Origin of the sequence: Bacillus sp. KICET-1, assembly GCF_027721405.1 — a bacterium.
GTDB lineage: Bacteria > Bacillota > Bacilli > Bacillales > Bacillaceae > Bacillus > Bacillus velezensis.
In genome coordinates this window covers 1266871-1287596 of sequence record NZ_CP113515.1, presented here as the reverse complement: position 1 = coordinate 1287596, position 20726 = coordinate 1266871, and the positions used below count along the sequence as shown (strand labels likewise).

At 47.1% G+C, this 20726-nt stretch carries 23 protein-coding genes and 1 pseudogene; 4 read left to right on the top strand and 20 right to left on the bottom strand.

Annotation, left to right across the window (positions count from 1 at the left end; all coding sequences use genetic code 11):
• Window positions 1–8: 8 nt before the first annotated feature.
• From OVA33_RS06590 to spoIIR, 4 genes are all read right to left on the bottom strand, one after another.
• Window positions 9–566: a manganese efflux pump MntP gene (locus OVA33_RS06590; protein ID WP_017418734.1), complete on the bottom strand. Its 558-nt coding sequence runs from the start codon at window positions 564–566 to the stop codon at window positions 9–11.
• Between the two features lie 68 nt (window positions 567–634).
• Window positions 635–1675 carry an L-threonylcarbamoyladenylate synthase gene (locus OVA33_RS06585; RefSeq protein ID WP_017418733.1) on the bottom strand — a complete coding sequence of 347 codons (1041 nt, stop codon included), beginning with the start codon at window positions 1673–1675 and terminating at the stop codon, window positions 635–637.
• A gap of 156 nt (window positions 1676–1831) precedes the next feature.
• Window positions 1832–2275, bottom strand: a complete 444-nt coding sequence (locus OVA33_RS06580) for a GNAT family N-acetyltransferase (protein ID WP_014419105.1) — start codon at window positions 2273–2275, stop codon at window positions 1832–1834.
• A gap of 70 nt (window positions 2276–2345) precedes the next feature.
• Window positions 2346–3026: a stage II sporulation protein R gene (spoIIR, locus tag OVA33_RS06575; RefSeq protein ID WP_014419106.1), complete on the bottom strand. Its 681-nt coding sequence runs from the start codon at window positions 3024–3026 to the stop codon at window positions 2346–2348.
• A 160-nt stretch (window positions 3027–3186) separates the two neighbouring features.
• Between spoIIR and OVA33_RS06570 the strand changes: the two genes are divergently transcribed.
• Complete coding sequence (locus OVA33_RS06570) at window positions 3187–3561, top strand: UPF0715 family protein (RefSeq protein WP_003151143.1); 375 nt, start codon at window positions 3187–3189, stop codon at window positions 3559–3561.
• Here the strand turns inward: OVA33_RS06570 and OVA33_RS06565 are convergent.
• The 3 genes from OVA33_RS06565 to prfA form a co-directional block, all read right to left on the bottom strand.
• Window positions 3548–3826 carry a DUF5316 family protein gene (locus tag OVA33_RS06565; protein WP_025649375.1) on the bottom strand — a complete coding sequence of 93 codons (279 nt, stop codon included), beginning with the start codon at window positions 3824–3826 and terminating at the stop codon, window positions 3548–3550. The two genes, OVA33_RS06570 and OVA33_RS06565, sit on opposite strands and share 14 nt — an antisense overlap.
• A 70-nt stretch (window positions 3827–3896) precedes the next feature.
• Window positions 3897–4757 carry a peptide chain release factor N(5)-glutamine methyltransferase gene (gene prmC / locus OVA33_RS06560; protein ID WP_025649376.1) on the bottom strand — a complete coding sequence of 287 codons (861 nt, stop codon included), beginning with the start codon at window positions 4755–4757 and terminating at the stop codon, window positions 3897–3899.
• A gap of 1 nt (window position 4758) precedes the next feature.
• Window positions 4759–5829: a peptide chain release factor 1 gene (gene prfA, locus OVA33_RS06555; RefSeq protein WP_003151139.1), complete on the bottom strand. Its 1071-nt coding sequence runs from the start codon at window positions 5827–5829 to the stop codon at window positions 4759–4761.
• A 111-nt stretch (window positions 5830–5940) separates the two neighbouring features.
• On the opposite strand from prfA, the gene gloA2 reads away from it, so the two are divergent.
• Together gloA2 and racA are read left to right on the top strand one after the other, a co-directional pair.
• Window positions 5941–6324, top strand: coding sequence for an SMU1112c/YaeR family gloxylase I-like metalloprotein (gene gloA2 / locus OVA33_RS06550; protein WP_007614387.1), 384 nt, complete (start codon window positions 5941–5943; stop codon window positions 6322–6324).
• Between the two features lie 110 nt (window positions 6325–6434).
• A complete protein-coding gene (racA, locus tag OVA33_RS06545; protein WP_025649378.1) occupies window positions 6435–6998 on the top strand; it encodes a chromosome-anchoring protein RacA in 564 nt (187 codons plus the stop codon).
• A 33-nt stretch (window positions 6999–7031) separates the two neighbouring features.
• Here racA and OVA33_RS06540 read toward each other — a convergent pair whose 3' ends face one another.
• From OVA33_RS06540 to spo0F, 11 genes and pseudogenes are all read right to left on the bottom strand, one after another.
• The gene (locus tag OVA33_RS06540) at window positions 7032–7988 is read right to left on the bottom strand and encodes an AEC family transporter (RefSeq protein WP_065180298.1); all 957 of its coding nucleotides are present in this window, start codon (window positions 7986–7988) and stop codon (window positions 7032–7034) included.
• Window positions 7989–8074: 86 nt separating this feature from the next.
• Complete coding sequence (gene malS, locus OVA33_RS06535; RefSeq protein ID WP_048367753.1) at window positions 8075–9772, bottom strand: oxaloacetate-decarboxylating malate dehydrogenase; 1698 nt, start codon at window positions 9770–9772, stop codon at window positions 8075–8077.
• Between the two features lie 276 nt (window positions 9773–10048).
• Window positions 10049–10639, bottom strand: coding sequence for a thymidine kinase (locus OVA33_RS06530; RefSeq protein ID WP_128974136.1), 591 nt, complete (start codon window positions 10637–10639; stop codon window positions 10049–10051).
• An 84-nt stretch (window positions 10640–10723) separates the two neighbouring features.
• Window positions 10724–10924, bottom strand: coding sequence for a 50S ribosomal protein L31 (rpmE, locus tag OVA33_RS06525; protein ID WP_003151132.1), 201 nt, complete (start codon window positions 10922–10924; stop codon window positions 10724–10726).
• A 122-nt stretch (window positions 10925–11046) separates the two neighbouring features.
• On the bottom strand, window positions 11047–12333 hold the full coding sequence (rho, locus tag OVA33_RS06520; protein WP_003151107.1) for a transcription termination factor Rho: 1287 nt from the start codon (window positions 12331–12333) through the stop codon (window positions 11047–11049).
• Window positions 12330–12538, bottom strand: a pseudogene (locus OVA33_RS20665) (hypothetical protein). Before OVA33_RS20665 ends, rho begins: the two are co-directional and overlap by 4 nt.
• A gap of 201 nt (window positions 12539–12739) precedes the next feature.
• Window positions 12740–13705, bottom strand: coding sequence for a class II fructose-bisphosphatase (glpX, locus tag OVA33_RS06510; RefSeq protein ID WP_003151105.1), 966 nt, complete (start codon window positions 13703–13705; stop codon window positions 12740–12742).
• Window positions 13706–13738: 33 nt separating this feature from the next.
• Complete coding sequence (locus OVA33_RS06505; protein ID WP_017418728.1) at window positions 13739–15028, bottom strand: UDP-N-acetylglucosamine 1-carboxyvinyltransferase; 1290 nt, start codon at window positions 15026–15028, stop codon at window positions 13739–13741.
• 311 nt (window positions 15029–15339) lie between these two features.
• Window positions 15340–15978 carry a fructose-6-phosphate aldolase gene (fsa, locus tag OVA33_RS06500; protein ID WP_007407613.1) on the bottom strand — a complete coding sequence of 213 codons (639 nt, stop codon included), beginning with the start codon at window positions 15976–15978 and terminating at the stop codon, window positions 15340–15342.
• A 118-nt stretch (window positions 15979–16096) separates the two neighbouring features.
• Window positions 16097–16954, bottom strand: a complete 858-nt coding sequence (locus OVA33_RS06495; protein ID WP_003151102.1) for a class II fructose-bisphosphate aldolase — start codon at window positions 16952–16954, stop codon at window positions 16097–16099.
• Between the two features lie 175 nt (window positions 16955–17129).
• Window positions 17130–17504, bottom strand: coding sequence for a sporulation initiation phosphotransferase Spo0F (gene spo0F / locus OVA33_RS06490; protein ID WP_012118670.1), 375 nt, complete (start codon window positions 17502–17504; stop codon window positions 17130–17132).
• Window positions 17505–17668: 164 nt separating this feature from the next.
• On the opposite strand from spo0F, the gene OVA33_RS06485 reads away from it, so the two are divergent.
• Window positions 17669–18190 (top strand): DUF2529 domain-containing protein, encoded by a 522-nt coding sequence (locus OVA33_RS06485; protein WP_017418727.1) that lies wholly within the window; start codon window positions 17669–17671, stop codon window positions 18188–18190.
• A gap of 47 nt (window positions 18191–18237) precedes the next feature.
• On the opposite strand, the gene pyrG is transcribed toward OVA33_RS06485, so the two are convergent.
• On the bottom strand, window positions 18238–19845 hold the full coding sequence (pyrG, locus tag OVA33_RS06480; RefSeq protein ID WP_014419113.1) for a glutamine hydrolyzing CTP synthase: 1608 nt from the start codon (window positions 19843–19845) through the stop codon (window positions 18238–18240).
• Window positions 19846–20085: 240 nt separating this feature from the next.
• The gene (gene rpoE / locus OVA33_RS06475) at window positions 20086–20613 is read right to left on the bottom strand and encodes a DNA-directed RNA polymerase subunit delta (RefSeq protein ID WP_017418726.1); all 528 of its coding nucleotides are present in this window, start codon (window positions 20611–20613) and stop codon (window positions 20086–20088) included.
• Window positions 20614–20726 lie beyond the last annotated feature (113 nt).

The window sequence follows — 20726 nt, the reverse complement described above, 5'->3', positions numbered from 1 at the left end:
TACGTATCTTATATCGGTAAAAGCAGTTTCAGCCCGAATCCGATCAAAATGGCTCCGCCAAGCGCTTCGCTGTAGGAGCCGAGCCACGACTGCACCTTTCTTCCAGCCAAAAGGCCCGCCCATGTTAAAACGGTGCTGAAGACACCGAACAGCGTAACGGCCAGAAACGGATTGGAGCCGTTCATCCCGAGACTGAGCCCGACAGAAAAGCTGTCCAGACTGACGCCGACCGCAAACAGCAACAGTCCCGAGCCTGCCGGAGATATGAGCGGCCCGTCTGATTGTTTAAACGCGGCAATGATCATCTGCACCCCTAAAATGAAGAGAAGAGATCCGCCGATGTAAACGGCGAGCATCCCCAGAAAACCGGACAGCAGATGCCCGGCCGCCATTCCCGTAAGCGGCATCATGACATGAAACAGCCCGATGACAACCCCTATATGAAAAATCTGTTTTTTCTTCAGCTGAATCATTCCCATCCCGAGCCCGACGGAAAAGGCATCCGTCCCCAAAGCAAATGCCATGATGCTTAAGGAGACAAGTTCCCCGATGAATAGATTCGACATGAAATAAAAACCCCCTTGGACGTGCCCGCTTGTTTAGCTTATGCATGTCCGATAAGGGGTAGAACAAGTTAATGGATAACGGTGCCGCCTGCGGCTTTCATCAGCCTGTTCATAATGGCGAGCCCCACTCCGGTATCCGGAAAGGACTCAGAAATAATCATGTCCACTTCCGCTTCATCAAAGCTGCGGAGCGCATCGTATAAGGCGGACGCCACTGTTTCAAGGTCGGCGCGTCTGCCGCAGACCTTGATATAATCAGCCTGGTAACTATCGGCGTTCTCTTCTGTTGTCAGAATGCCGATTCGTTTCCCCCGGCTTTTATATGTGTCTGCCAGTTCTTGAATTCTCCGGGCGCCGCCGTCGGCAATAGCCATCGGCGCAGAAGGCGCGTAATGTGTATATTTCATACCCGGAGAAATAGGAACCTCATCTTCTTCGGTCAGCCCTTTATCCACAAGAACCGGACCGGCGGCGGATTCAATCTGCTCTTTTGTCACGCCGCCCGGACGAAGCAGCACGGGCTGTTTCCCCGTACAGGACAGAACGGTTGATTCCACTCCGATTCCCGTCGCGCCGCCGTCCACAATACCGGCAATGCGGCCGTTTAAATCATGAGCTACATGCTCGGCCTTCGTCGGGCTCGGTTTTCCTGATAAATTGGCGCTCGGCGCTGCGATCGGCAGTCCGGCCGAGCTGATGAGGGCTAATGCTGCCGGATGATCAGGCATTCTGACAGCTACCGTCTCAAGTCCCGCGGTGACACGGGGTGACAGCACACCGGGCTTACACGGCAAGACAAGGGTCAGCGCCCCCGGCCAGAATAGCTCCATAAGCTTTTTCGCCGTCTCAGGAATATGGCTGATAAAACGATCAAGCTGGCTGATGTGGGATATATGCACAATCAGCGGATTATCGCTCGGCCTTCCTTTCGCCTCATATATTTTCGTTACGGCTTCCGTATTTTCAGCGTTAGCGCCCAGTCCGTAAACGGTTTCTGTCGGAAAAGCCACAACCTCATTCTGCCGGAGCAATTCCGCGGCTTGTGTAATCTGGGGATCGGTTGTGGATAATTCTGCGGAACAATCCACAAACCATCTTCTTGTTTTCATGTATAACCAAACTCCTTATTTTAAAGCGGTAAAACTTTATTTTCTCTCGTGTATTCCTTTTGAAAGTATAAAAGATGTCCTTTAATAAAACAAGTGTTATCCACAAACTGTGGACAACACTTTTTAATAAGTGGATAACCTTGTGTATAAGTTAGATCAGGCAGAGGTTTTCACCATTAAAAACGAACCTTCTGTGCATAACGAATTGCGGAAATGTTCGGACGTATACAGTTCATCAGGCGCATTGGCGCACGCTTCAAATCCCATCACATTCAGAAACTCAGCGGATGAGGGCTGATTGGCGACTAAGTAGACATCTTGAATCTCATGTTTTTTGCACAGCACATCCATACTTTGAAACAGTGTAACGATATGGCTTTGATTCAGCCTGTCCGACATGACGAGTGAACGGAGAAGCCCTTTTCCGCCGCTGAATTTTTCGATCCCGAGACAGGCGGCAATCTTTTTTTCACTGTCTTCCAGCACGATAAAACGGCTGATCTGCTGATCGATTTCCGCATGTGCCGTATCAGCCTTTTTCAAAAAGGCCTCCAGCGCCTCCGTATCTTGATCTCTTGCCACTCTCAGCTGATAAAACATATATTTCCCTCCGTTTCGATCAACTCTTTCTTCCAATCTATGAATCGAATCCGGATTTATGCCTTTTGCTTCAGGAAAATAGATCTGAAATCCAATCGACGAGGAAAAACTTCACTTCCGTATCATCGTCATCTTTCTTTTCTTTCTTCGCTTTATCAGCCTTTGCTTTTACGTCATCCAGCACTTTTTTAGTCTGTTTCTGCGTTTCTTCCTGCTTCTGTCCGCCGTCTTCCTGATCTTTCACCGCTTCGCCGTTTGAGAAATCAAGGAAGCACAGCGGCGGAAACAAGACGCACCACCAGTTGGCGCCCTCGCCATTGCCGAGTGTAATTAAAATCGCTTCATATTTTCCGGCCGGATAGACCATATTGCCGTACAGCTTTGTCGGAAACGAGATTTTATTGAATTGAACTGAAACGGATTGATGCGCACCCTTTTCTTTCATCGTTTGTTTGGCGATTTCTTTAATTTCAGGAAGCTTCGAACGAATGAGCCGCCGCGCTTCTTCAATGGAAGTGATATCTTTCACCCAGTCCGTGATTTGCTTGTTTACAGCATCTCTGATCTGGCGCTTGAGCTTTTGATCCTCATCGTTATCACTGTTGGCCAAAATCCTGAGCCGGATCGCTTCATCCGGTATGACGACGGGCTCATCGGCTGATGCCCGCGCTGTTTCTTCTTTTGTCAAACCCGCAAGCGCTCCTGATAATAAAAGAAAAATATATATGCAGATCATCATCGTCTGTTTCATCGGTCCCCACCGTTCCTCTCCGTGCTTTTTTTATCTAGTCCCATTATGGACATGACGGAAAAGGTTTAAACCGGCGGGAAGAAAAAAATCTAGCAAGCTGATAATCTGCATTGACAGATTCAAAATATGGTACGATATTATTTTGATAGGAGGTTTTCAGATGAAATATAATTACACCGTGCTGCTGTCGGCGGCATGTATGTCTGTCATTTATTCTATTTTGTATGTTCATCAATTCATTATCGCGGCTTTCATTTCGATGGCGTTTTATTTTTTGTTTCCTTATTTGATTTTTGCGCTGCCGCTTCAATACTTTCTGAATAAAAAGCCGAAGAGATTTCATCCGCTGTATTTTCTTTATTATTTAGGGGTGTCATTCATTGCAAACGGGATCATCTTCGGTCTTTTGCAGCCGTCAGGCCAATCTCTGTTTTCTAATTCAGCCTTTTATATCTTTGCGGTTTTAACAGCCGTCGTCTATTGGGTATGGGATTCCGTATTGCTGCAAAGACAAAATCCGGCTACAGAAGCGTAATCAGCAGACAGCCGGCTGAAGGGAGAGCGGCGCAAAAGAAAACGGCGGCCATCTTTAAACGGGCGTGCCGTCCTTCTTCTGTTTCAGAATGATAATTGGCCCGCTGCTCCGCTCCGCTTACGGCCAACCCGGAAACGATGATCGCTGTGACGATAAGAACAGCCGTAACGGCGCCGAAAATGATGCCAAAGCCAAACGGCAGAACAAACCCCGCCGCATAAGCTGCGGCGGCGAGTATACATCCGAAGGCGAACGCTTTTTTCAAGGCGGATGCCCCTTTCATTTTCTTTCCATTGTAACAAAAGCCCGCCGTGTGCGTCACCGGCGGGCTTTTTTCATGATGTGATGACCGCGGATACGGTTCTGTCTTTTCCGTTGATGTCCTGTACGACTTCCACTTCCGCATTCGGAAAGGAATGACGGAACAGGTCTTTCACGGCTTTTCCCTGATTATATCCGATTTCAAAGACGACAAGCGCTTTATCTTTCATGACAAGAGGCAGCTCCTCCATAAACCGCTTGTAGAATTTCAAACCGTCACCGCCGTCCGTAAGAGCATGAAGCGGCTCATGGAAACGGACGATATCCGACAAATCCGCCATTTCTTCTTCAGAAATATACGGCGGATTGGAAACAATAATATCCGCTTTTTTTCCTGATGAAATAAAAGGAGTTAACAGATCTCCCTGCAAAAAACACACGCCCGCTCCGAGGTTTTGCGCATTTCTTTCCGCCACCTGCAGCGCTTCTTTTGAAATATCCGAAGCCGATACTGAAAAATGTCCGCATTCAAGGGCGAGCGTCACCGCAATGGCTCCGCTCCCCGTACCGATATCAATGACGTTCAGGCGTTCTGCCTCGGAAAATGCCCGCTTCTGTCTGTCCAGCAGATGAAAGACGACTTCTTCCGTCTCCGGACGCGGAATGAGAACATCGTCATTCACAAAAAATTCCCTGCCGTAAAACTGTTCTTTCCCGATAATATATTGAATCGGAATACCTTCTTTATGCATCTCCACGTGCCGTCTGAATCGATAAAGCTCGTCCTCGCCGACGGGCTCCTGCAGACTTGCGAGAAGTTTGCTCCGATCCATTCCGGTATCATTTAACAGCAGCAGCTCGGCCGCGTTTTTTTCTCTTCCCGCTTCGGTTAAATAAGAAGAAGCCCAGCTTAGGGCTTCAAAAACGGTCTTCATCTTAATTTTCCGCCTGCTGGAGCTTGCTTGACTGGTCTTCTACGATTAACGCTTCAACCACTTCATCAAGCTTGCCTTCCAGGATTTGATCCAGCTTTTGAATCGTCAGGCCGATGCGGTGATCCGTCACACGGTTTTGCGGGAAATTGTATGTGCGGATACGCTCGGAACGGTCGCCTGAACCGACGGCTGATTTGCGGGTCTGATCATATTCAGCCTGAGCTTCCTGCTGGAATTTGTCATAGATTCTGGCGCGGAGCACCTTCATCGCTTTTTCTTTGTTTTTAATCTGAGATTTTTCATCCTGACAGGATACGACGACACCGGTCGGTAAATGCGTCAGGCGTACGGCCGACATCGTCGTGTTTACGCTTTGTCCGCCCGGTCCGCTTGATGCGAATGTATCGACGCGGATGTCTTTTTCGTGGATGTCCACTTCTACTTCTTCCGCTTCAGGAAGACACGCCACCGTCGCCGTGGATGTATGAATACGGCCGCCTGATTCCGTTTCCGGAACACGCTGTACGCGGTGCGCGCCATTTTCATACTTCAGCTTGGAGTATGCGCCTTTTCCCGTAATCATAAAGATGATTTCTTTGTAACCGCCCGTTCCGGTCACGTTTGCTTCCATGACTTCAGTCTTCCAGCCTTGGATTTCGGCATAACGGGAGTACATTCTGTAGAGATTTCCCGCAAACAGCGCGGCTTCTTCTCCTCCCGCTGCTCCGCGGATCTCCATGATTACGTTTTTGTCATCGTTCGGGTCTTTCGGGATGAGGAGCACTTTCAAACGCTCTGATAAGGTTTCCGTCTCTCCCTGCAGTTCGGAGATTTCTTCCTTCACCATTTCTCTCATATCGGCATCAAGCTTTTCCTCAAGCATCGCTTTCGCATCGGCAAGCTGTTCTGATGCGTCTCTGTATTGTCTATAGACTTCAACGGTTTCTTGTATATCAGATTGCTCTTTCGAATATTCTCTAAGCTTTTTCGGATCGTTGACCACTTCCGGATCACTTAAAAGCTCATTTAATTTTTCGTATCGTTGTTCAATTGACTGTAAACGGTCTAACACGGTCTTCACCTCTGTTTTCCTGTGCGTAACATTCTCATTATAGTATAGGGCTTATCGCCAGTCAAAAGCAATTCGCCTCTGTTATACTGAAGCAAAAAAGGAGGGGCGGATATGCTGAAATCCATCCACCATATAGCAATCATATGCTCTGATTATGAAAAGTCGAAAGCTTTTTACACCGAGATTCTCGGTTTCGGCATTATAAAAGAAACATACCGAAAGGATCGCGGATCTTATAAACTTGATCTGGCGCTGGACGGCGCGTACGCGATTGAATTGTTTTCCTTTCCCGATCCGCCCGAACGGCCGACCAGACCGGAAGCCGCGGGTCTCCGGCATCTCGCCTTCACCGTAAACGATCTTGAAGCAGCCGTCAGGGAGTTAAAGGAAAAGGGCGTCGGCACAGAACCGATCAGAACCGATCCGCTGACGGGGAAACGGTTTACCTTTTTCTTCGATCCCGACAAGCTTCCGCTTGAATTGTATGAAGCGTAACGTTTTTTGAAGAAATGCCGCTTTCTTTGGCGAATTCCTTCTTGTTTTGTCTAACGTGAAGGGAACGCCGCCTCATGGTCGAATACCTAGCAAAAAGGAGGTATGTGATCATGAATACAAACATGGCCGCGAAAGAGCTCGGCGTCTCCGCAAAAACGGTGCAAAGGTGGGTCAAGCAGCTGAATCTTCCGGCTGAACGGAATGAGCTCGGACATTATTCCTTTACACCTGAGGATCTTGATGTGCTGAAATCGGTCAAACGGCAAATTTCTGAAGGCACTGCCCTTCTGGACGTTCAAGTGCCCCGGCAGCCGAAAAAACGGACGGGCTTCATTTTGCAGCGTCCGAAAATCACTGGCGGCGCTGAACAAAGGTTGGCAGAGCTGGAGCGCAAACTGGATGTTCTCACGAAAGAGAAACAGGACGGGAACCATCTGCTTTCAAGAATAGAAGAGCTGGAACGCCAGCTGAAACAAAAAGCGGATGAAGGGGTCTCATATCAGCTTCTTCAGCACAGGCGGGAAATCGACGACCTCAATGCCGAATTGCAGACATTGGCCTCCCGCATCCAGGAACTTGCCCAGACAGCTCCCCTCTCAGAAACAGCCGCTTCTTCAGAACATAAGAAATCCAGAAAAAAAACCAGATTTTCACCTTTTAAATTTCAATTCTAATCAAAAAAGCTCCCTGAAACAGGGAGCTTTTTATTATGCGGTCAGCGCAATGATGATCGGCAGTGAGATCAAAGATAAAATCGCACTGATTACGAACGCAGACGCAGTTTCTTCCTCTTGTTTTTCGAAACGTGTGGCAATCATCGCCGCTACCGCAGATCCAGGGAATGCAACAAGCAATACCGCTTTTGTGATCTGGTCAGCCGGAAGTCCGACTGCAAGAGCGATCAGGTACATCAGTGCAGGCTGAACGGCAACTTTTAACAAAGCGATACCGAAAGCCGGCAGACTGAGCTTAATGTTGCGGATACCGACAGTTACACCGACGGCGAAGAGCGCAACACCTGATGTTGTGCTGCCGAGCTGTTCAAGCATTTTGTCGCCCAGCTCAGGAAGACTTACACCGAAAAGCACAAGAATGATACTGATAAGCGGTGCAGCCGCAAGCGGTTCGGAAAGACCGTGAAGAATAGACTTACCAGTCATTTTCCAGAAGTTCTCGTTTTCGCTGTCTTGTTTCTTAGATGACTCTCCGACAGTAGCGATAATGATCGCAAGCGGGTCAAGGATGGCATTAACCACGATACCCGTAACGGCGATAGGAATCGCTACTTCGTTTGCTCCGAATAAGCTTCCGAGTACCGGAATACCCATAAATGCAAATGTCGGCTGTGCAGAGTTTAAAGAAAATACAGATGAATTCGTTAAATCATACTTGAAGATAAATTTGCAAACCAACAGAATGACGATAAAGAATCCGACAATCCCAATGATCAAAGCGATCATCAAAGGAACCTGTGATAAAAACGCACTTCTTGAAGTGGTTAAAATACTTGCGATAAAATGCGCCGGAAGCGCGTACTTCGTAACTAAGGTGCTTACCCCTTTTGCTGACTTCGCGTCATAACTTCCGAAGCGACCTGCGAACCATCCCAGCACGATCACGAAAAAGATCGGCGCCAGGAGGATTAAAATATCTAAGAAGCTCAAAATATTCTCCTCCAAATCCTTAATGTCCGTATACTTTAGCCTTTACATAAAAGCTTTCCCTCGGACTGTAAAATTAATCGTAAAAATTATTTAGCGATAACTTGTTTATATTGCGGTTTCCACATTGCATCAAGAACGGCATGTTCTACATTCTCAGGAATGCGGTTTGCCACGCCTTCTTTAATGGCAGTTTCCGCTACGGCGATCGCAACTTTAATTGAAACTTCTTGTAAGTCGCTCATGCTCGGCAGAAGGCCTGCACCCGGTGTTTCAAAATCAACGCTTTCTGCGATTGCGTCAGCAGTTGCCGCAAACATTGCAGGAGTAATCACTTTCGCTTCTACAACGATTGAACCGAGACCAAGTCCAGGGAACGCGAATGCGTTGTTAGATTGTCCGATTTCATGAGAAACGCCATTGTACTCTACATTGTCAAACGGGCTTCCTGTCGCCACAAGCACTTTGCCGTCAGTCCATTTGAATAGATCGCTAGGAACGGCTTCAGCAAGCGGTGTCGGGTTAGACATCGGCATGATGACCGGACGCTCAACGTGTTTTGCCATTTCTTTGACGATTTCTTCACTGAACGCGCCGCTTTGGCCTGATGTACCGATTAAGATTGTCGGTTTCGCTTGACGGATCACTTCAATGAAAGGAATTTGTCCGTTTTCATCGCGTTTCCAATCTTTAATTTCTTCAGCTGTGCGCAGGTACGGCTCTTGGAAATCAAGAATGTTTTCCATACCTTCAATTAACAAGCCTCTGTAGTCCATTGTGTAGAACGCTTTGTTGGCTTCTTCTTCAGAAAGACCGGCAAGCACCATAGTGTCGCGGATTTGGTCAGCGATTCCGATTCCGGCAGATCCCGCACCGAAGACAACCACACGCTGGTCTTTAATAGACGCGCCTGTTTTCTTCATAGCCGCAAGCACACCTGCAAGCGTAATCGCGCCTGTTCCTTGAATGTCGTCGTTGAATGTAAGAATTTCATGGTTGTATTTCTTCATGATATTGCGCGCGTTTTTGTTTCCAAGGTCTTCCCAGTGAAGAAGAGCTTTAGGGAAATATTTAAGCGCAGCTTTTACATAAGCGTCAATGAAAGCTTCATAACGTTCGCCTTGGATACGTTCATGGCGGTTACCGATGTATAAAGGATCGTTCAGAAGTTTTTCGTTGTTCGTACCGACGTCAAGAACGACAGGAATAACACGGCTTGGGTCAATACCGGCAGCCGCTGTGTATACGGCTAATTTACCGATGGCGATGTTGATACCGCCTACACCCCAGTCACCGATTCCGAGGATGCTTTCTGAGTCTGTCGCAACGATCAGATCAATATCTCCGGCAGTGGCATGAAGGTTTTCAAATGCCTCTTCGATTCCTTCCACGTTGTCGATAGAAAGGTAAATCCCTTGAGGTCTTCTGTACTCATGGCTGTATTCTTGAATCGCTTCACCGACAGTCGGTGTGTAAACAACCGGCAGCATTTCACGAAGATGGTTTTGAAGCAATTTAAAGAAAAGAACTTCGTTACGGTTTTGCAAATCATTCAAATACACGTTTTGGCGAAGGCGGTCCGGCTGAGCTTGAAACTGCTCGTATGCGCGTTTTGCCTGCTCATCAAGAGACAGAATGGTCGGAGGAAGCAGCCCGTCTAATCCAAGGCTTTTTCTTTCTTCTGCTGAAAACGCAACACCTTTATTTAAAGTAGGGATAGATAGAACTTCTTTTCCTCTTAAAGTAGTTTCTAAGTTGCCTTCCTTCGTTACTTTAATATTATTCAAGAAAATCTCCTTCTTTCTTCAAATAGTTAACAAAGTTAAGTAATTACCCATTTTGGCTAGTGTGATCGCGATCTGCTATATCTTTTTTTGACAATTATTCGAACAATGTCTCATAACTATTTACATTACTTAGTCATTTTATGTCTGTAAAAATGAAAATTCAAGAGATGAAAATTACTTAATTTTTTCATACTCTTTTTTAAGTTAATTAACTACAATTTTTGAAAAACCGTCAAAAAAACACCGGATTTTTTACCGATGTTTTCATGAAAAGGGTTATTTATCAGTCTGTTTTTTCGGCACTTCGTGATGATGTCTGCATCTCGCTTCGTATGACTCCGACGCGCCGACTAAAATGACCGGATCATCATAGGAAGCGGGCTTCCCGTCAATCAAACGCTGCGTACGGCTTGCCGGCGACCCGCAAACGGAGCAGACCGCCTGCAGCTTCATCACTGATTCGGCAACCGCCATCAGATTCGGCACCACGCCGAACGGCTCTCCCCGGAAATCCATATCAAGTCCGGCCGCGATGACACGATAGCCTTTATCCGCAAGCGAGGATAAGTCGCCGATGATCGATTCGCCGAAAAACTGCACTTCATCTACCGCGATGACGTCCGTGCTTTCACTGATATGATCCCATATTTCAGCCGAAGACGAGATGACGTGGCTTGTCATGGATGTGCCGTTGTGAGAAACGACGGCCTCCTCACTGTAGCGATTATCAATGGCAGGTTTGAACACCTTGACCTCCTGCTTCGCATAAGTCGCTCTTTTCACTCTGCGGATCAGCTCTTCTGATTTCCCAGAGAACATGCTGCCGCATATCAGCTCAAGCCATCCGCTTTGCTTCATTATGTACATAGGCTATCCGCTCCCCTTTTTTTCCTGTTTATGGACATAAAAAACAGGCAAGAAGCAATTCTTGCCTGCCTGTAAAATCTATTATTACTTAAGACCGTATTTTTTGTTAAAGCGATCAACACGACCATCAGCAGAAGCGAATTTTTGACGTCCAGTGTAGAATGGGTGGCATTCAGAGCAAATCTCAACGCGTACCTCTTCTTTTACTGAGCCTGTTTCAAATTCATTTCCGCAAGCGCATTTAACTGTTGCTTTTTTGAAATTAGGATGAATTCCTGCTTTCATTGTATCCATCTCCTTCCGCCCTGAATCCCGTGTGGAAACAGAGTTATTATTCCGGAGCGAATCCGGAACGCATATGAGAGAATTATATCAGTCATTTACTGCATTTGCAAATACATTTTTTATCAGCGGCGGGCTGATGATGAAAGGTTTGCCTGCTTCCATTCTTGGTTGATCAGATCGAAGAATTCCTGATTCGTTTTTGTTTTTTTCATTTTTCTCATAAACTTCTCTGCGAAGTCCGGAGAATCAGACATCGATTTGCGGATTGCCCATAGACGGTCAAGATGCTCTTTCGGCACGAGCAGCTCTTCCTTCCGCGTGCCGGAGCGGCGGATATCGATCGCCGGGAAAATCCGTCTTTCCGCAAGAGAACGGTCAAGGTGAAGCTCCATGTTGCCCGTTCCTTTAAACTCTTCGTAGATGACGTCATCCATCCGGGAGCCCGTGTCAACGAGCGCCGTCGCCAAAATGGTCAGGCTGCCGCCCTCTTCAATGTTTCTCGCGGCACCGAAAAAGCGCTTCGGACGATGGAACGCAGCCGGGTCAATCCCGCCGGAAAGCGTACGTCCGCTTGGCGGGATAACGAGGTTGTAGGCCCGTGCCAGGCGGGTAATGCTGTCCATCAGAATGATAACGTCTTTTTTGTGTTCAACGAGACGCATCGCCCGTTCAAGCACAAGCTCCGCTACCTTAATGTGATTTTCCGGCACTTCATCGAACGTCGAGCTGACGACATCGCCCGCTACGGAACGTTCAATATCCGTTACTTCTTCCGGTCTTTCATCAATTAAGAGAACGATCAATTCAGCGTCAGGCTGATTTGTCGTAATGCTGTTAGCGATTTCTTTTAACAGCATGGTTTTACCGGCTTTCGGCGGCGCCACGATCAGACCGCGCTGGCCGAAACCGACGGGAGCCATCATATCGAGAATTCTTGTTGAGAGATAATTCGGTTTCGTCTCAAGCACCATTTGGCGGTCCGGATAAAGCGGTGTCAGCGCGGGAAAATGAACGCGCTCTTTCGCAGATTCCGGATCGTCTCCATTTACCGCTTCAACGTGCAAAAGTCCGTAATAGCGTTCGTTTTCTTTCGGCGGACGCACCTTGCCGGATACTTTGTCACCGTTTCTTAAATCAAAGCGGCGGATCTGGGAAGCAGAAATGTAGATGTCTTCTGAGCTCGGCGAGTAATTAATCGGTCTGAGGAAGCCGAATCCTTCCGATTGGATGATTTCGAGCACGCCTTCCATAAACAGAAGATCCTCCTGCTCGGCGTTGGCTTTCAGAATGGCAAAGATTAATTCTTTTTTAGTCAGTTTGCTGTAGTAGGAGATTTTATAATGTCTGGCCAGTTCATATAGTTCTTTTAATTTCATATTTTCCAAAGAGGAAATAGATACGTCTTTCATAAAAACACCACGCTTTTCATAGTCAATGTATTGCTGTTTTCATTCAAATCGGCTGCTTCGCATGATTCCGCCAAAGCACATTCTTTTATAAAACGTTCAGGAACTTCTATCGGTAACACTTCCACCCATGATCGGCGCTTTTTTAAAAAAGGAATGTCTTAATGAGTTTTGAAGGAAGCGAGGACAAAAACTTGAGAAGATCAATATTTATATCGTCTGTATGCGGTAGAATTTGAAAATTTCCCAGTACTCAAAAGAAGGAATGACACAGAAAAATCGCAGCACTCTTTATTTTTACCTCATTTCAAAAAATTATTCAACTTAAATAATGCTTTGACATATAAATGATAGGGTTGACTCTTTTTTGCAAAAGAAAAGCGGGACTTTCCGTCCCGCTTTTCTCTATTTATGGCCGGATCACAAGATTTGGTTTTTTCTTCAGGCTGTGTCTTCCGTCAACGAATCGGACCGTTCCTGATTTCGCCCGGATGACCAGGCTTTCAGTCGTGCCGACGGAGCCTTTGAACTGAACGCCTTTCAGCAGCTCTCCGTCCGTGACGCCCGTTGCGGCAAAAATGGCGTCATCCCCTCTCACAAGGTCCTCCATCCGGAGAACTTTGGATACATCAAGGCCCATTCTCTCACAGCGCGCCTGCTCTTCCGCACTTTGCGGCAGAAGCCTGCCGATGATTTCGCCGCCTAGCGCTTTTAACGCAACGGCAGACAGTACGCCTTCAGGAGCCCCGCCTGAACCGAAAAGAATATCTACTCCCGTATGGTCAAAGGCCGTATTGATGGCGCCCGCGACATCACCGTCGTTGATCAGTTTGATTCTGGCGCCCGCCTCACGCAATTCAGAGATGATTTTTTCATGTCTGTCACGATTTAAAATGGTTGCCACGACATCTTCAATGTCTTTGTTTTTCGCTTTCGCAACGGCTTTTAAGTTATCAATGACAGGCGCTTCGATATCGATGCAGCCTACCGCTTCGGGACCGACCGCGATTTTTTCCATATACATATCCGGGGCGTTCAGCAGTGTTCCATGGTCGGCGACCGCGATCACCGTCAGAGCATTCCAGCCGCCGCTCGCTACGATGTTTGTGCCTTCAAGAGGATCGACGGCGACATCGACGCGCGGGCCGTATCCGTTTCCGAGCTTTTCGCCGATGTAAAGCATCGGCGCTTCATCCATCTCGCCTTCCCCGATCACGACCGTGCCTTTCATCGGCACCGTGTCAAACACGTCACGCATTGCGCTTGTCGCCGCATCATCAGCTTCATCTTTTTTCCCGCGGCCCATCCATCTGGCAGATGCTAAAGCCGCCGCTTCAGTGACTCGAACCAATTCCATCGATAAGCTTCTTTCCATTTCAACACGATCTCCTCTCAAAAGTCCGCATTTCTATGAATTTTGGAGCTGTTCTATCTCTTCGTCCGTCAGCCTTTGCCGCCAGATTGTGGCGCCCAGACCTTCGAGTTTTTTCTCAAGATTGCTGTAGCCGCGGTCTAAATGCTCGAGACCGGTAATTTCGGTTACGCCGTCAGCCATGAGCCCGGCGACGACCAGACAAGCGCCTGCACGCAGATCGCTCGCCTTTACTTTTGCGCCCTGAAGTTCGGCCGGACCGGTGATAATGGCCGACCTGCCTTCCACTTTCATGTTGGCCCCCATCCGTCTCAGCTCATCTATATGTTTAAATCGGGCCGAGTAGATGGTGTCGGTTACGACGCTCGTGCCGCTGGCTCTCGTCAACAGAGATGTCATCGGCTGCTGAAGATCAGTCGGAAATCCCGGGTAAACAAGCGTTTTTACGTCGACCGGTTTTATCTGCTTCTGCCCGCCGAGCATAAGAAGCTGATCGTCACTCGTCTCAATGCGAAAACCCATTTCCCTGAGCTTCGCCGTTAAAGACTCCAGGTGAGTCGGTATGACATTATCAATAATGACTTCTTTCCCCATCGCGGCGCCGGCGATCATAAAGGTGCCCGCCTCAATTCTGTCCGGAATGATCGTATGCCTGCATCCGTGCAGCTCTTTTACGCCGTCGATTCTGATTACATTGGTTCCCGCGCCTTTGATCTTTGCGCCCATGCTGGTGAGCAATGTGGCAACATCAATAATCTCAGGTTCCTTGGCGGCGTTTTCTATCACGGTTTTACCTTCAGCCAGTACAGCGGCAAGCATGATATTGATCGTCGCTCCGACGCTGACGACATCTAAATAAATCCGTGCGCCTCTCAGCCTTTCGGCGCGCAGATAAATCGCGCCTTGTTCATTGGTGACTTCCGCCCCAAGCGCTTCAAACCCTTTGATGTGCTGGTCAATCGGCCGCGGCCCGAGATGGCACCCGCCCGGCAGTCCGATGACCGCCTGTTTGAAGCGGCCCAGCATCGCGCCCATTAAGTAATAGGAAGCGCGGAGTTTTTTCACTTTGCCGTTGGGAAGCGGCATGCTGATCATCGGGGAAGGGTCGACGACCATTTCTCCTTTTTCAAAATGGACGTTTCCGCCGATTTCTTTCAGCAGGTCACGCAGCGTTTCAATATCTGAGATCTCCGGAAGCCCTTCGATCGTTACTTCGGAATTTGCCAGAATGGTTGCGGGTATCAATGCGACGGCGCTGTTTTTCGCACCGCTGATATGTACGGTTCCGTTTAACGGATCGCCGCCGGCAATATTCAACTTTTCCATGATAGTCTCCTTCCATAAGAAGATAGCTGCGGAGCCCTAAATAAAATGGCATTTTATTCTGTCTCTGCAAATAAAGCTCTTGTCCAAAATGTAGCCAATTCGAAGAGAAAGAATACAAGGACATTATAAAATAACAGGAAGAAAATAGCGAAGCTTTGCGGGGCATTTTTAACACAGGATGCACAGAGGCCCGCCGGGTTCACATTCCGGGGGAAACACACTCTTCACTTTGATACTGAAGGCCCGCTGCCAAACAGGAAAACATAAGGGTGCGGCAAACGGATGCAACCGGTTTGCCGCCCTATTTATCTTTATTTATTCCAGTCTGCCAAGAATTGCTCGATGCCTTTATCCGTTAACGGATGTTTCGCCAGCTGGTGAATGACTTTCAGCGGCATCGTACCGATATGCGCACCGCGTAAAGCGGCTTCAGTCACGTGCTGCGCATGACGGATGGAAGCTGCGATGATTTGTGTATCAATGTCATGAATGTCAAAAATCTGTCTTATTTCTGAAATCAGTTCAAGACCGTTATGGCCGATATCATCCAGACGGCCTAAGAACGGAGATACATAAGTCGCTCCGGCTCTTGCCGCCAAAAGCGCCTGGTTGGCGCTGAAGATGAGCGTTACGTTTGTTTTAATGTTCAGATCGCTCAGCGCTTTTACGGCTTTTAACCCTTCAGACGTCATCGGGATTTTCACCGTGATATTCGGTGCGATTTTCGCAAGTTCTTTACCTTCTTCAATCATTTCTTCAGCATTCAGGGAAATGACTTCCGCGCTTACTGATCCGCTCACGACTTCCGTAATCTCACGAAGTCTGTCATGGAAAGACACGTCAGCTTCTTTCGCCACTAAACTAGGGTTTGTCGTAACTCCGGCAAGAACGCCAAGTTCATAAGCTTCTTTAATCTCGTCAATGTTTGCTGTATCAATGAAAAATAACATAAGGAAAGCCTCCCCAGTAATAAATTTTCAGAACTGTAAAACATGATTGCGCTTTCTAAAGGTAAGACATAAAACCGCCTGTCAATGCTGTCAGGCGGTTTATGGATGTTACATTGGATTAAGCTTGGTTTGAAGAACCGAACTCACGCATTTTGCCGATAACCGTTTCTTTGATCGCTTCACGAGCAGGTCCAAGATATTTACGAGGATCGTATTCGTTCGGCTTAGCTGCCAATGTTTCGCGGACAGCTTTTGCAGAAGAAATTTGGTTTTCAGTGTTTACGTTGATTTTAGCCGTACCAAGTGAGATTGATTTTTTAATGTCGGCAGTCGGAATTCCTGTACCGCCGTGAAGTACTAATGGAAGGCCGGTTGATTTGCCGATATCTTCCATTTCTTTGAAGCCGAGGTTCGGTTCGCCTTTGTAAGGGCCGTGAACAGAACCCAGTGCAGGTGCAAGGCAGTCGATGCCAGTGCGCTCTACAAGTTCTTGACACTCTTTAGGGTCAGCATAGATTACGCCTTCAGCGATCACGTCATCTTCCTGTCCGCCTACAGTTCCAAGCTCAGCTTCAACTGAAACGCCGTGGAAATGAGCAAGCTCAACCACTTTAGCTGTAGTTGCTACGTTTTCCTCAAACGGGTGGTGAGATGCGTCGATCATTACAGAAGTGAAGCCTGCATGAATCGCTTTCGCACAAGATTCAAAGCTTGAACCGTGGTCTAAGTGAATGGCGACAGGAACTGTCACTTTGTATTCTTCCATAAGAGCTTTAACCATGGCAACCACTGTTTTGAAGCCGCCCATGTAGCGTCCCGCGCCTTCTGAAACACCAAGAATAACCGGGGATTTTTCCTCTTCTGCTGCTTGTAAAATAGCTTGAGTGAACTCAAGGTTATTTAAGTTAAATTGTCCAACAGCATATCCTTTTTCTTTAGCTGTATTCAACATTTCCGTCATTGAAACTAAAGGCATGTCGAAAGTCCTCCTTATGTAGCCTGATTTGCTTCTTCTCGAAAAAAGCTTTCCACCTATAGCATGACCATAAAAACCTGTCATATGTAAAACAACAGATCGCTTTTTCTCCATCTCTAGGATACCAACTTTTCGACAAATCGGCAACACAATGACATAATTGTTTCTAATTTTATTAATTCGATTTTAGAGGTAAATACTTTTTCACCGCGTCTCTGATCTCATCAATGTCAAAAGGTTTCGCAAAATGGGTCAGCGCTCCGAGCTCTTTTGATTCCTTAATCATATCGAGTTCTCCGTAAGCGGTCATGATAATGACGCGGATGGATTCGTCAATCATCTTCATGCGCTTGAGAATTTCGATTCCGTCCATGCCGGGGATTTTCATATCTAAAAGCACGAGATCGGGCCGTTCTTTCGTTACGATGTCCAGCGCCTGTATGCCGTTGGCGGCCTGAAACGTCTGGTACCCTTCTTTATGAAACACTTCATTGAGCAATATGCGTATACCGTATTGGTCATCTACGATTAAAATCTTTTCATTCATCATTTTACACCCCAATATTATCATTTTCGTCAAAAGGAAGCAGTTGTTTATGTATTCTGTTTGATTTTCACATTTCCTTTAATTATAATAGTCTACTTTCCGACATTTTCTGAGCATTTTCTCTTTTGTTGTATACTGTTCTTGTATGTGTAAAGGAGGTTTCACTCATGTTAAAGATATTTACGACCCAGCTTGCAGGCATTTTTTCCCGCATTCAGGATAAGGAATCCGAAGCAATAGAAGACGGCGCGCGCCTGCTGGCGCAGGCAGCCGTCAGCGGTCATACCATTTATTTATACGGCGCAAATGAGATGCAGGGCATTTTGTGCGAGGCGGAACTCGGCTCAGAACCGATGCCTTCCGTCAAAGCGTTTCCGGATACAGCTGATTCGGTTACAGAAAGCGACAGGGTGCTGATGTTTTGTTCAGGTCCGGGCACAGCTGAAGAACAGACGCTGGCTCAAAAGCTTTATGAAAAAGGGGTCGGCCTCGTTTGCGTATCTCCTGTCATCAAAGATCAAACCGGGATTGAGGAATTTTGTGATGTTCATATTGACAGCAAATTAAAAATGCCGCTTCTGCCTGATGAAGACGGGACAAGATACGGCTTTCCTTCATTAATGACAGGCCTGTATGTCTATCACGCACTGTCCTTTACGTTAAAGGAAATGATGCAGGAATATGCCTGATGCAGAAAAAAGACTTGCCGCTTTTAAAGGAGGCAAGTCTTTTTTTATTACTTCTGTTCTGCAGCTTGTACGGAAGCGCCGATAAAGTCTTTGAATAAAGGCTGAGGTCTTGTCGGTCTTGATTTGAACTCAGGGTGGAACTGGCAAGCGACATACCAAGGATGGTCTTTCAGCTCGATGATTTCCACAAGACGGCCGTCAGGGCTTGTGCCTGAGAACACAAAACCGTTCTCTTCCATTTGCTGTCTGTATTCGTTGTTGAATTCATAACGGTGGCGGTGGCGTTCGTATACCACTTCATCCGCATACGCTTCGAAGGCTTTCGTGTCTTCCTGAAGCTTACAAGGGTACAGTCCGAGACGAAGCGTTCCTCCAAGATCCTCGACATCTTTTTGTTCTGGCAGAAGGTCGATGATCGGATAAGGAGTGGACGGATCGATCTCCGCAGAGTGAGCCCCTTCCAGACCTAATACGTTTCGCGCATATTCAATGGATGCAATCTGCATACCGAGGCAGATGCCGAAGAACGGAATTTTATTCTCACGCGCATACTTGGCGGCGATGATTTTCCCTTCTACGCCGCGGTCTCCGAAACCGCCGGGCACGATGATTCCGTCTGTGCCGCCAGTCAGCTCTTGAATATTGCTTTCTGTCACTTGTTCGGCGTTAATCCATTTGATCTTCACATCAGCGTCAAACGCATAGCCGGCGTGGCGCAGTGATTCAACGACTGAAATGTAAGCGTCCTGAAGCTCGACGTATTTACCGACGAGGCTGATTGTAATGGTTTTAGACAAGTTTTTCACTTTCGTGACAAGGTCTTTCCATTCCGTCATATCCGGGTCTTTGCATTCTAATTTCATATGATCGCAGACAAGCTTATCGAGTCCCTGCTCCTGAAGGTTAAGCGGGATGGAGTAAAGGTTGTCCGCATCTTCGCACTCGATGACCGCTTTCGTGTCAATATCGCAGAAGAGCGCGATTTTATCTTTCATATCTTGAGAAATCGGCATTTCCGTGCGCACGACGATGATATTAGGCTGAATACCGAGGCTTCTCAGCTCTTTTACGCTGTGCTGCGTCGGTTTTGTTTTCAGCTCGCCCGCCGCTTTGATGTACGGAACAAGCGTACAGTGAATGTACATCACGTTTTCATGGCCGATGTCGCTTTTCATTTGACGGATGGCTTCAAGGAACGGAAGGGATTCGATGTCTCCCACTGTTCCGCCGATCTCAGTAATGACTACATCTGCGTTTGTTTCTTTGCCTGCACGGTACACGCGGTCTTTCAGTTCATTTGTGATGTGCGGAATGACCTGAACCGTTCCGCCGAGGTAGTCCCCGCGGCGCTCTTTTTTCAATACGGCAGAATAGATTTTACCGGTCGTCACGTTGCTGAATCTGTTCAGATTAATGTCAATGAACCGCTCATAATGCCCTAAGTCAAGGTCAGTCTCGGCGCCGTCATCGGTAACGAATACCTCACCGTGCTGGTACGGGCTCATCGTTCCCGGGTCAACGTTGATATAAGGGTCAAATTTTTGGATGGTGACGCTCATGCCTCTGTTTTTCAAAAGGCGGCCGAGTGACGCAGCCACAATTCCTTTTCCGAGTGATGATACAACTCCCCCGGTTACAAAAATATATTTCGTCATTTCGTTTGCTCCTCTCTTCGGTCTGCGCTACATTCCTTAAAATGTGCCGTTTTATAGAAAATCATTTCACTAAAAACAAATGATGTGTAAAAGAATTTGGGAGATGAAAATAAGAAAGCTCCCTTTCAATTTCTTGAAAGGGAGCGTAGCACTCTTATGAATTCTCTTCTTTTTGAAGAGCCCAAAATACATACTACATAGTTCGACAATGAAAGTCAAGATCGTTTTGCTGATATAAAATCAGTCTTTGCGATCCTCTTCCTCATCATCATAATCTTCCTCATCTTCTTCAATCATCTCGTCTTCGATCTCAAGCTCGTCGTCATCTTCTTCATCGATATCTTCGTCGTCAAAGCTGTCTGCTTCAAGGTCAATATCTTCTTCTATTTCATCGAGATCGATGTCATCTTCGTCAACTTCCTCGAATTCATCAAGGTCGAGATCTTCCTCAACGGCTTTTTTCGCTTTTTTCTTTTTCGCTTTTACAGTCGGCTGTGTTTCTTCGTCCAGCTGATCGTACGGATACCAGCTGCGAAGCCCCCACGTCTGGTCTGACAGAGCAATAAAGCGGCCGTCAATGTTCAGGTCTGTATAAAATTGGGCGATACGGTCGCCCAGTTCCTCTTTCGTAACACCGAGCAAGGAGATCATTTCATTCAGCAGCTCCTGGAACGGAACCGGTTTTTTATGTTCTGAGAAAATTTCGTGAGCGATTTCAACTAAAGCCATCTGCTTCAGCTGTTCCTGAGAATATTGTTTGATACTCAAGGTCGGACACTCCCTTTCTATTACTTATATGTATCTGTTTCTATCCTATAATAAGAACGAATTTGTATTGTTTTGTTCATAAACCATACCTCTCATTATAAACAAATTAAAAC